The sequence below is a fragment of the Pedobacter sp. WC2501 genome, assembly GCF_052682415.1.
Genome location: NZ_JBQZFI010000001.1, coordinates 4467952 through 4480484, shown reverse-complemented (window position 1 = coordinate 4480484; position 12533 = coordinate 4467952). Strand labels below are relative to the sequence as shown.

General features: G+C 40.7%; 9 protein-coding genes. All 9 read right to left on the bottom strand.

The window, feature by feature from the left end:
• Window positions 1-92: 92 nt before the first annotated feature.
• Window positions 93-1223, bottom strand: coding sequence for a FecR family protein (locus ACUN24_RS18855; protein ID WP_445563903.1), 1131 nt, complete (start codon window positions 1221-1223; stop codon window positions 93-95).
• 68 nt (window positions 1224-1291) lie between these two features.
• The gene (locus ACUN24_RS18850) at window positions 1292-1867 is read right to left on the bottom strand and encodes an RNA polymerase sigma factor (protein ID WP_445563902.1); all 576 of its coding nucleotides are present in this window, start codon (window positions 1865-1867) and stop codon (window positions 1292-1294) included.
• A gap of 474 nt (window positions 1868-2341) precedes the next feature.
• The gene (locus tag ACUN24_RS18845) at window positions 2342-2521 is read right to left on the bottom strand and encodes an SDR family oxidoreductase (protein ID WP_445563901.1); all 180 of its coding nucleotides are present in this window, start codon (window positions 2519-2521) and stop codon (window positions 2342-2344) included.
• A gap of 211 nt (window positions 2522-2732) precedes the next feature.
• Window positions 2733-5060 (bottom strand): hypothetical protein, encoded by a 2328-nt coding sequence (locus tag ACUN24_RS18840; RefSeq protein ID WP_445563900.1) that lies wholly within the window; start codon window positions 5058-5060, stop codon window positions 2733-2735.
• A gap of 70 nt (window positions 5061-5130) precedes the next feature.
• The gene (locus tag ACUN24_RS18835) at window positions 5131-6390 is read right to left on the bottom strand and encodes an NAD(P)/FAD-dependent oxidoreductase (protein ID WP_445563899.1); all 1260 of its coding nucleotides are present in this window, start codon (window positions 6388-6390) and stop codon (window positions 5131-5133) included.
• Between the two features lie 13 nt (window positions 6391-6403).
• Window positions 6404-7003, bottom strand: coding sequence for a hypothetical protein (locus ACUN24_RS18830; RefSeq protein ID WP_219078779.1), 600 nt, complete (start codon window positions 7001-7003; stop codon window positions 6404-6406).
• A 24-nt stretch (window positions 7004-7027) separates the two neighbouring features.
• Window positions 7028-8317: a TolC family protein gene (locus tag ACUN24_RS18825; RefSeq protein WP_445563898.1), complete on the bottom strand. Its 1290-nt coding sequence runs from the start codon at window positions 8315-8317 to the stop codon at window positions 7028-7030.
• Between the two features lie 18 nt (window positions 8318-8335).
• Window positions 8336-11437: an efflux RND transporter permease subunit gene (locus tag ACUN24_RS18820; RefSeq protein ID WP_445563897.1), complete on the bottom strand. Its 3102-nt coding sequence runs from the start codon at window positions 11435-11437 to the stop codon at window positions 8336-8338.
• Window positions 11438-11447: 10 nt separating this feature from the next.
• Window positions 11448-12512 carry an efflux RND transporter periplasmic adaptor subunit gene (locus ACUN24_RS18815; protein WP_445563896.1) on the bottom strand — a complete coding sequence of 355 codons (1065 nt, stop codon included), beginning with the start codon at window positions 12510-12512 and terminating at the stop codon, window positions 11448-11450.
• Window positions 12513-12533: the final 21 nt, after the last annotated feature.

The following is a 12533-nucleotide window of genomic DNA, read 5'->3' as shown; positions in this document are numbered from 1 at the left end:
TGCAGTTAACAAAAAATCAGAAAGTCTCTTAGTTTTAAGGTTAATTTTTTATCATATGCTTTGGTTTATTTTTTATAATATTTATTTAATCATTATTTTCTATTGCCAGATACCACTACGTTATTGCCTTCAGTTTTGATGCTGACCGTCTTTGTGGCCTGGAGAATGTTAAGTACGCTATGGATATCGGCAAATCTTGAAATGCTACCACTAATCTTTTCTGCCGGTATTTCCCCTTCGTAACTGATGTTTACATCGTACCACCGGGCTACTAATTTCATGATAGACTTAATGTCCTGACTGGCAAATACAAATTCATTGTTTTTCCAGCCTGTTGCCGCTTCAATATTGGCGTTTGCCTTTTGGATCATTCCATTGCTCACCGTACCTTTTTCGCCAGGCAAAAGGATGACTTTTTCGCTGGCCGTATTCATGCTAACCTTTCCACGAACCAGTGTAGTAGTTTCTGCATCATCATTTGAATAAGAACTTACATTAAATTCTGTACCCAAAACCGTTATGTTTTGTCCGCGGGTGGCTACCACAAATGGATGTTCGCTATCATGAGCTATTTTAAAATACGCTTCACCTGTTAACTTTACAGAACGAATGGCTGCATGGGCCAAATTAGTTGTGTAGGTTAAGCTGGAAGCCGCATTGAGCCAAACTGAAGAACCGTCTGGAAGTTCTAGTTTAAAAGTCTCGCCCTTTGCGGTCGTAAGTGTATTGGTTTTTACTAAGTTCGATGGTTCACTTTTGATCTCATAAACTAGTTCACCCTTTGCAGTCTTACTGATGGTTACACCAGATTCTTCGGCAAAAACGCCATTATGCAGTTCGTTTAATCTGATCCTTTTCCCGTTAGCCAAAGTAAGTGTAGCGCCAAATGAACCCGGAGAGATTTTTTCTATTTTATTTTGCGAGAGGTTGTTGTTCAGTCTTGTGTTGTTATACATTTTGAATAACCCTGACAAAACCAATATCACCGCGGCTGCGGCTACTAATTTTGGCCAGATTCGTTTGACAGGCGGATTAAGGACAGGCAACCTGACCCAGATTTCCCGCCCGATTTCATCCATATCCTCTGAGATATGAAAATCAGTAATAGCCTTGGCCTGCTGGTTAAACCAGGCATCAATAAGCTGCTCTTCTTCAGGTGTACAGCTACCAGCATTATAACGGCTAAGTAGTTCCCGGGCTTTTTTGGTTTCGTGTTCAGTCATTAATTGCTCTGTAGATACTGGCTTAACGACTAAGTGGAGCGAAAGTCCCAGATAGAATTAAAATATTTTTAAAAAAATATCAGATAGATATTTATGGAATCGCCTAGCTTTTTTCGTAGAATTTTTAAAGCAGTGCTAAGTTGGTTTTTAACTGTTTTATTGGAAATCTGAAGTTCGTCTGCAATCTCCTGATTTGATTTGTATTGTTTGCGGCTCATTTCAAAAACAAGTCTCATTTTTTCTGGCAGATGCTGAATTTCTAGTTCAATCTGATCATAAAACTCCTTTTGGATGTATAAGCGATCAGGTGTGGCATTATTGACCTGAATAAAACTGTTTAATGACTGGAGATACCTGTTTTCAACTTTAGCGTGTTTTACCATATCCAATATACGGTTTCTGGTAAGTGTATAAAGATAGGCAGCAAGTGGTACAGCGCTATTTTGTGTGGCTCTTTTAGTCCATAAGATAGTGAACACTTCCTGTACAACATCTTTAGCAACATTTTCGTCCTGTAGCATTTTGCGCGAAAAGCGATATAACAGTTGCCAGTAGCGTTCATAAATCTCCTTGTATGCACTACTTTCACCCGCCTTTAAAGCGGCTAAAAGATCGTCATCGCAGGTGAAAGAGGAGGTTGACATCTGGCTTCATGTTAGTATTGATATGCTCAATGAGGTGGCAATCTAGTGTTTCTCTTCATTTTTTGCAAATGCTTTTCTTTTCAACTTAATATGTTTACTTGCTAAACTTGCAGAACGCACTGACCATCTGAAAAATGAAATAAGATACAATAGCCCTGCTCAATTGCTTGGTTTGAAATGACCTATTATTTTTTTTTAAAAAAAGCCCTTTAGGATATATTTTAAATAGAAAAGGCGCAATTTCTTGCGCCTTTCGTGATCCCGCTGGGATAACATCTGAATATTCCAATCGGTATTAAATGAGCAAGTTATAAATAATAGTTAATGATCATTTTATATTGGGCACCAGTTATTTTGATATGATTTAAACTAATTTTGAAAGAACAATTTGTTGTATAAACAGATATAAGTTATTGATCTGATATTTAACAAGTTATTTTCTAATTTTGATATCTCTCTATGTTTCAGTGAAATTTATTTAGAAATAAAACCACCGTCAATAACTAATTCAGTACCAGTAACAAAGCCAGACTCGTCACTTGACAGGTAAAAAGCGCCGTAAGCTATATCTTCAGGGTCACCCATTTTTGAGGGAAGCGGGCTTACGCCTAAAGCTTTGAGTTCTTCAATTGTCTCCTGCGGTGATTTTTTCATGAAAAAAAACGAACAGTATTGATATCCTCAATGGAATGAAATTTCATACCTGATTTTTTCAAAACTTAAGTTTTTAATAAAAGTCATCAACAAAGCCGCCTATCTGCGGTCTGCAGCTCTTTTAAGGTAATTGAGGAGATAAAGAAGATTCCATCTTTATTTACTTACTTATATCTGTATGTTTTTAATCGATTTCCTTTGCCAATATATTTTAAATCTCTACCCGGATTGCCACTAAGCCAAAAACATCTTTCAAGTCTTCCAGGTGTAAAACCTCCACATTTTCACGCAAGATCCCTTCTTCCTGTAATACGCTTATGAGATGCAAATACTCCATTTTAATGTCGGCATCCTGATATACAATAGCTATTTTACCGGGTTGGTTCAACCTTTCGGTTTTTCCTTTAATACATATCTTATCGATTCGCTTTTTAATTATTTCATAATTGATGTTATCTGCTCCTTCCACATCAAACCGCTTTTCATCATTACGGAAAGTAATGGTAATGGGTGTGCCGGGTGCAAAAATGAGTTGTGTAGTGGTTAGCGCAGAGGGGGATAGCAGTGACATTTGATTGGTATACTTTGCAATCAATGCCATATAACGAAGCTGCAAAGCCCGATATGCCCTGATTTTACCGCCATCTAATTTTAACCTCGGTGTAATGGATTGACCGATGTAAATATCACTTTCAATTCCGTCAGTTCTAAATGTCTTAATGTAGCCAGGATGTAGCTGCTGCAAATCCTCGATCATCCTGGCCATAAATCCCGTTATATCTTCGTTTAACTGCCCAATTTTTTGCTCTAAAATGTTACGGTTAGCATGGCTTTTGCCATTTCCATTATCAACCTGTTCCAGATAAGCCTTAGCATAAGCCAGATAATCCGGATCTTCTTCTGCCAAGGGCATTAAGAGTGGTTTCAAATAAAGGCGTAGAAAGGTTAAAATAGCTGTTTCGTCCTTTAAGGTAACCGCATGCTGGTAGCTGGATTTGAATTTCACACATGATGTTTTGATCTTTTCAGCAGGATACCCGGCAATGATCAGCTTGTTTGATATGCTTATGGATTCGTCCAGCATGTTATGAATATCCTTCAATAGTGCCTCATTACGTTTTAGTGTAGAATCTTTGATGTCAATTGCGCCATAAATAGCATAAACGCCATCAAATGTGATCGATTCTATGGCGGCACCGGCTTCTATATTCTGCTCTTTTTGCAGGTAATTCCAGGCCGCAAGATGGAATTTCCACAGAACGGCCGGTTGCAGAACGGTGAAGTGTTGCCGCACCACATCATTGATCTGATCAGAAAAGTGATCGGCACTATTTTTTGTTAACTGGCTGAGTAAAGGCAATGCTACTGCTATTTTCGCCAAAATGTTTTCAAAGAATAATACCTCTTTGAAAGCATATATTTCCAAAATGCCAACAACCTTTTGTTTGAAAAGTAGCGGCAGACAAGCATAAACTTTAACTTTTTTTGATTCCAAAAGATCATGAATCGGAATTTCAAAATTGTGTCCGGCATTATTGGCTGAAGAAAAGTAATACGTAACCGGATTTTCCTGATAGCCGCTAAAGAGTGATTGAAGCATTATTTCGTCTTCAAATTGTTCGGCTAAATCCATCATGAAACTGTGTATTTTCGGGTTGATATCTACAATTGTCTCATTGTTTAACCTAGTCAAAGGTTTTAAACTAAAATGAACAGCATTGTTGCCGGATAGGACACTTAAACTTTTAATCACCTGCTGGTAGATGTGATCTTCGTTCTCCTGGTTTACAAGTTCGTTTCTGATTTGATCAATTGCGAAGGTATCAGTAATGTTTTCCAGCGTAATTACGGCAAAACCGGATAATTTAAAAAAGTGCAATGGTAAAATCTTTTCCAGTATTGTTAATGGGTCTATGCGGGCAGGGCCGGCATTGATGATACTATCCATTGTAACATCAGGCAGCTCACCTGTAACCACAACCTCTATAAACCTGGTATCTATATTTACCTTGTAATATTCTTCCAGCCCGGTTTCAGGGTTAATGTAGGAATAATGTCCTGGTTCCAGTATCTGAAATGAAAAGTGATAACATTGGCTTAAAATCAGGCGGTAGATATAATTCTTATATTCATTTAACAGATTTACTTCCGGATCTATATCGCCAACGCTTTTTGCTTTTGCCATACCATTTTTAAAAAGATCATTAAATGCATCTGTACAATAATGTATTTTCCCCGGCAATGGCGAGGCTATTGCCAAAAAACAATTACGTTCATCTGCAAGTAACGGGTTCAGTGCCAGGTAAATTAAATCAAATAAGGATTGGTCATCAGGGCCGGGAAGCAAGGGCGAATTGTCCTTGTTGCCAGTTAAATATTGTTGCAGCGTTTCAATCAGCTCATCGATCATTCTCATTCTAATCGGAGAAGAGCGGGTTAATTTTTTCAGGTAGTTTTCGAGTGGCCTGAATGAAAAATCGCTCTTTATCAAACGATTAATCGTAGGATTGGATTGAAATGAAAACGTAGGGGTGCGCATAATTTAGTGAATTAAGATATGACTAAGGCAGCAGCATAAACTGTGATTGCTGTAATTTATACTATGATGTTTAAAGGTCCTTTTTTGCGCGTATAATCAAGCGCAGGTTGGGATCATTCGTTAGAAAACTCCAAATCCAGTTGTATGCCAGTTTTGCCTTGTTCCTGAACCCTGCTATAGGTATAATATGTACGAACAGCCAGGTTAGCCAGGCGAAGTAGCCCTTAAAAGAACCAAATGGAAGGTCTACAACGGCATGATATTTAGTGATAATAGCCATACTTCCTTTGTTTACATAGGTGAAAGGCTTCATCCTTTTATTATCTGTCAAATTCACCAGGTTAGCTGCAAGTAACTTACCCTGCTGTATGGCCACCTGTGCCAGTTGCGGATGACCTTCAGGATAATGTTTGTCTGTAGTTTGACAGCAGATGTCACCAATGGCGAAAATGCTATCAATCCCTAAAATGCTGTTATATTCATCAACCTTTAATCTGCCTCCCCGGCCCCTGGATTCATCAGGCAAACCGTTCACATTGGCTGCGACAACTCCCGATGCCCAGATAAGGGAACAGGTACTGATCTTTTCGCCGTTGGAAAGGATCACCTCGTCATTCATATAATCCTGAACAGCCACCCCCAATTTGATTTGAATCCCTAATTTAAACAATTGTTTATAAGATTCCTGTTGTGCCTGTTTGCTCATGGGGCCCAACAGTTTATCTCCTGAACCTACCAGGTAGATGTTTCCTGCAGCTTCACCCAGTTCAGGATAATCTTTTCGAAAAATACTTTTGCTCATTTCGCCTGCCATGCCGGCCAATTCAACACCGGTTGGCCCGCCTCCTGCAATAACAAGGTTAAGCAGCTTAGCCCGTTCTTGCGGGTTGGTCGTTTTAACGGCTTTTTCCATATTCATTAACAAATGATTGCGCAGATACAGCGCATCTTCAATTGTTTTGATTGGCAAAGCTTTCGTTTTCAAGGTTTCCAGGCCGTAGAAATTGGTTTCGGTACCCATGGCCAACACTAAAAAATCATAGTTGAGCCTCCCGCTATCGGTGATGATTTGTTTTTCCTCCTCATCAACACTTAGCAATGTTCCATTATAGAAGCGCACATTTTGTTTTCCCTGAAACATTTTACGAAAGGGGTAAGTAATGTTGGAGGGCTCAATAAATGCGGTGGCTACCTGGTACAGGAGCGGGGGAAAAAAATGGTAATTATTCTTATCCACCAATACAACTTCAATACCTTTTTTACCTGCAAGTCCTTTTATCAGGTTAATTCCGGCGAATCCACCACCTACAACTACAATTCTCGTCATCATTTTCATTTCATGGTTAGCTTATGGGGAGTTTAGTAAACCTGTTGAGCTCATATGCCACATGCTCATTGTAGAAATCTGATATGAAAAGTTGTCTATGCCTTTCTACAGAATTGGCCAGATCATTCGATACCTTATTTGCCATTTGAAACAGGTACGCAAATGCGATAAACCTAATATCACCATTGCATCTTTTTAAGATATGCTCAGTCTTTTCAAACTTATGATTAAGGGAATTTGCAAGGCAATGCTTTACCTGCACCAACGGATACGAAGCAGGAGCCTTAAGGTAAGCGGCTATTAGCCGCCCTTTATGGTAATGAGTCCTATTAAACTCCACTAATGTTATCCAAAAGGCTTCCATACCATTCATATTATTGCGCCTCTCTTTAATATCTTTTGATAAATTTTTGGCTAAACCATCAAAACTCTGCACAAGGCAAAAGGCGATCAGATTATTCAAATTGTCAAAATGATCAATAATTGTGTTTACACTAACTTTTGTAATAGCCGAGATGAGTTTACAAGACACCTGTTCAATACTGTATTGGCTAATTACCCTAATTGCGTTTTCGGCTATTTGAACACGATATTCCGTTTTCCTAAATATTTCCATCGGGTTAGCTATGATGAATAAAACTTATTTACTATTAATTTTACCTGTTGCATATTCATATGCAGCTTTTTTCACTTGAAAATCCGAATAAGCGGTATTTAATGTTAATGCAGCCTGTTGATAAAATGCCTGGGCATCCAAAACATCAGTTGCTGTACTTAATCCTGCTTTATAGTTATCCTGATTTACTTTCAGATTTTCTGTGGCCTGTAACAAGTTCTCTTTGGCGTAGCGGATCTGCGTCAGTTCATCTTTCATATCGTACCAGTATTTCAGAATACCTACCTGCAGCTGATTGCTCCCATCCCTTAAAGTGTTTTGAGCAATTTGTTCGCTAATCTTTCTCTGTTTTACCTTTTGTTTCGCATGCCCCCATAAACCGTCTGAAATAGGAATGCTCAGGGTAGCCAGGGCTGCCGGTACAAAAGTACTGCCTATTGTCTTATTAAATGAGCCTGCCTGCGAAGCACTCAGCCCGACAGATAAACTCGGCAAATAATCTGCTTTACTTAATTTGGTTTGCAGACCTTCAGCTTGTACCTGTTTGAGCAGTAACTGGTAATTGGCTATGCCAGAAAGTGTGGTGTCCGCTGTTCCACCAGGAAGCAATGGTTCATTTACCTTGTCCAGCGTATCTTGCATCACCATCAATGAATCATATTGCATGCCAGTGTATATTGAAAAATCAAACAAGGCCAGTCGCCGCCCGTTTTGCAATTTGCTCCGGTTAACAATTAGCTGACTGCGTTGAACTTTTACTTTCAGCAGGTCATTGCGGGCAATCATTCCTGAAGCCAGCATATCCTTTTGCATTTTCAGCACATTATTCAGCAGCAATTCATTAGCTGCGAGCGTTTTTTCCTGCTCCTGCAAGTTTACCAGGTTCCAGTATTTTTGCGTAGTGAGCAGTAATACCGAATCAACAGATTGCTGGGCCATTATTTTACTGGTTTCTTGCTGTAAAGCAGCTAGCCGATAACCGGTTTCAATTTTACCGCCTGCGTAAATGGGCTGGGTGGCTGTTACACCTACCAGGTAGAAATTGTTGATGCCTTTGTTCAATATGCCCGGAATAGCCGGTACCAAATCTTTGAAGCCATACAAGCCCAGGCCAGTACCGCTAACAGATGGGAGATAGGAAGATTTGGCTGCAACTAGTCCGAAGTCTGCCGAGCTTACTTTAAGCTGCCCGTTTTTGATCGCGGTACTGTATGCTAAAGCGGCTTGCCTGCTTTGCTCAAGTGACACAATATGCTGAGCGGTGGCGGTATATGCCAAACCCAGATATATGATGGATAAAAAGAGGAATTTCATAATAATCAATTTTAAGGATTACGCGGTTTGGTGATTTGTTTCTTCTACCTTTTCATCTTCTTTGCGGAAGAACAGCCAGTAAAGCGTTGGTAAAACAAAAAGGGTTAATACCATGGAAACCATTAGCCCAAAGCAGATCACAGTGCCTAATGGTCCCCATAAAGAGGAGCGGCTGATGATCATAGGTGTAACACCAACTGCTGCGGCCGTAGAAGTTAGGAATATGGGCCGCATACGGCGTTCGGCTGATAAAATACCGGCCTGCAACACCGTTTTTCCTTCATGAATCCTGAGTTCTTCGGCATGATCGATCAGGATAATACCATTACGCACCACAATACCGCATAAGGCCAATAGTCCTAGAAAAGAGGTGAAACCGAATGGATAGCCAGTTACCAATAATCCGAATGATGCGCCAAGCAGACTGAGTGGCATAGTGGTAATACTGAGCACTGCGTGCTTAAGGTGCTTGAAATGCCAGAGCAAAATCAAAAAGATCAGGATGACGCTCATGAGTAAGGAAATTCCCATAGGGCCCATGTTTTCACTTTGCAGTTCCAGTTCACCGCCATAGGAGATTTCAACATCCTGCGGCAATTTAATTTTGGTGATATCTGGCTGTAATTCCGTCAGCACGTTATTGGCAACAGCATCCGGAACAATGTCCATCCGTACAGTTAGTGTGCGGATGCTGTTCCGCCTCACCACCTGTCCGTCATTCCATTCCGGCGAAATATCGGCCACCTGTCTAAGCGGTACCACTGTTTTTGTTTGCTGGGAAGGTATATTGAGGTCTAGCAGGTTGGATACATTCATTCTGGATGTTTTGGGTGTTTTAATTTTCACATCAATCTGATAGTTACCTTCCCAAAGTCGCGTAGCATCAACACCCTCGGTGTGCATGGCCACGGTGTTGGCCACATCGCTCTTAGTTAAACCAAGGCGCGCCAGTTCCTGGCTTTTCACATTGAGTTTTATCCCTTCCTCCATTTGGTCATAGTCCGTCCTGGTCCAGATCACTTTTTTATGCCTATTACCTATGGCAATCACCTTTTTACCTACCGCTTTAAGATCGTCAATATTGTTGCCTGATATACGAACTTCAATCGGCGCAGATGAACTAACCATGTTCAGTTGTTTCATCCTTACATAAGCAGATGGGAACACATTGCTGTATTTTTGCTGATAATCCTTGATCACTTCTTCCGTGGCGCCTTCAGATGCTGTATTGACCAATATTTGCGCATAATTTTTAGCGGCGAGGTTAGGGGCGTAAACCATGTGAAAACGTGGTGAACTGTTACCAATAAAACTGGTATAATTTACCACCCGTTTATCCTGATGCATGATACGTTCCATGTTTTTAACCACACTATCCGTTTGGTTAAGGCTGTAACCACTGGGCAGGTAAATCTCCACAGCAAATTGATTACGTTCTACTTTAGGGAATAATTGCTGGGGGAGTATGCCCATGATGATGACACCGAATACAACGGACAGCACGCCGAAGAGTATGGTAAGTTTGTAATGTTTAACTGAATTGCCGATATGTTTATTAAAAAACAGTTGTAGCCTGTCCAGCATTGATTTATGGTCTTGCTTTTTATTTTCGTTATGCAACCCCTTTTTAATGAAAAGCGTATTAAAAAATGGCACCAATAACATTGATATGACCAGAGACAAGGTTAAGGCAATAATGATGGTAACCGGGAAAACACTGATAAAGTCTTTTGCGGTTCCCGTCATAAAAAACATCAGCGGGAAGAATGTGGCTGAAATGGCAAGCGTAGCTGTAAATACAGAAGGGAAAAGTTCCTCCGCACTGCTTTTGGCTGCATCCCAGAAAGACATCCCATGATCCAGCTTTTCTACATGGTTATCTATAACTACAATTGGATCATCAACAACGATTCCCAGTACCACAATAAGCGCTGCCAATGTTACCGTATCCAGTTCTATCCCTGCCAGGTACATAATGCCCAGTGTTGCCGCAATCGTAATTGGAATGGTTGCCGCTGCTACAGCTGCTACCCGCAACGGTAATAACAATAAAGCTACAACCACTACACCGATAAGGGCAAAAGCGAACTCTTTCATAAAGTGGGCAATGGATTCATCAACCACTTCCGGCTGATTGGCTAGTTTAACCAGTTTAATATCCGGCGGCAAATGTGCACTCACTTTTGCCAGCCGCTCTTCCAGTTCCTTGCCAAAATGTACGATATTTTTACCGGTCACCATTTCCAGTGAAATAATGATGCTTTTGGTACCATTGGATGTTACATAGCTGTCAGGGTCACCATATTCCCGCCTGATGGTGGCTACATCACGGAGCCGTATGGAATTACCTTTATCATCACGCTTGATAATCTGCCCGGCAAGGTCTGACTCCGTTTTATAAAAACTGGTCAGATGTATTGGTCGATCGATTATTTTTCCATCTTCGGTGCCCGCAGCACTGATGGCACCCTCATTTTGCAATACTTCCTTAATGTTACCAGCCGTAACTCCATTTTGAAGCAGTTTATTGTTATCAACATAAATACCGATTTGCTCGTTCAGGTTACCCGTGTGTGATATTTTGGCCACGTCTTTAACCCGGCGTAATTCAGCTTCAATGTCTTCTACATTTCGCAGCAGTTCTTTATAAGGCCGGGTGGGTGATTCTACTGCCAGCAGTAAAGCAGAGGTAGAACCAAAATCGCTGTTCACATAAAAACCTTTCACCTCTTTCGGTAACTGCCCCTGTAAAAGGAGCATGCCATTCTTAATCTTATTCCAAAAAGCTTTGGCCTCAGCACCGCTCACTTTATCAGATACTTCAACAAAAATATACATTACGCCATCGCGTGAATAAGAGTAGGTTTTAGTTTTATCCACCTCATTATTACTAAAAAGGTATTCCTCAACTTTTTTGGTCATTTGTTCTTCTACCTGGTTGGATGATGCACCCGGGTAAAGGCCAACGATTACGCCCTGCCTGATCGTAAAATCGGGAAATTCATTGCGTGGCATATTGAACAGGGCAAGGATACCCAGTAAAAATAGTACAGCAGCTAGGGTAAGGGGCAGCACATGGTAGCGCATGGCCCACTCAATCATGTTTTCTTTCTTTTTCATGGGGGCTGATTTATTGGATGATTTTAACGGGAGACTGATCTGCCAGCTTTTGGTAACCGGAAGTAATCAGTTCTTCATTACCAGTTAAACCACTGGTAATTGCCAATCCATTATTATAGAGTAAACCGGTTTTAACCTCTTTCCGTTGCGCTTTATGTTGCGGGTTAACGGTATATACATAATTACGGCCTTGCTCATCTACCTGTACGGCCTGGGCAGGAACAATTAATTGCTGTTCAACTGTTTTAGCAGGCAATGATTTAGCTTGGGAAGATCGGAATACCACCTTGCAGAGCATGCCTGGTTTTAAATTTTGACTGGAATTGGCCAATTTTACTTTGACCGTGTAGTTTGCACTACTATTGAGGGCCATGACACCTACTTCTGCAATATGCCCCTCTACTGGAGTATTACCCATGGCCTCTATGGTGACAGATGCATGATCACCCTGATGATATAGGTTGATTTCATTTTCAGGAACAGCTACTAAAACATTTACCGAACGTGTATCCAGTAACTGCAACACAGGTAATCCGGGACTAGCAATAGCACCTGCTTCTGTTTTTTTGTCGCCCGCATACCCGCTTTGAGGAGCGTATAGCCTGGTGTGCGCAATATTTTGATAAGTTGCCTTTGCAGCAGATGCCGCCTGGTCTAGATTTGATTTAGCCTCCAGCATTTTAATTTCTGCTATGCTGCCTTTCTTAAATACAGAAAGAATACGGTTATAGTTTTCTTCAGCCAGTTTAACCTGGGCTAATTGTGCATTATATTGATTACGGTAAGTAGTTTCATCTACGGTGGCCACTAACTGGCCTTTTTTTATATAATCTCCGGCTTGTACCGGGAATGAATTAATGGTGCCGGAAACCTGGAAACTCAAATCGATCATTTTGTCGGCCTGCAAAGTTCCGCTATAAATTATCTGATCGGAGGATCCTCCCTGTTGCTTGCTTAAATTAATCGTTTTAACATTGATCGTGTCAGGCATTTTGCCAGAATCTTTGTGCTCGGAACATCCAGTGAAAAGTAGCGCTACGGTAGCGGCTGTAAAAATTGATGAGATAGGTTTCATATTTTAATCATTTGAACAGTT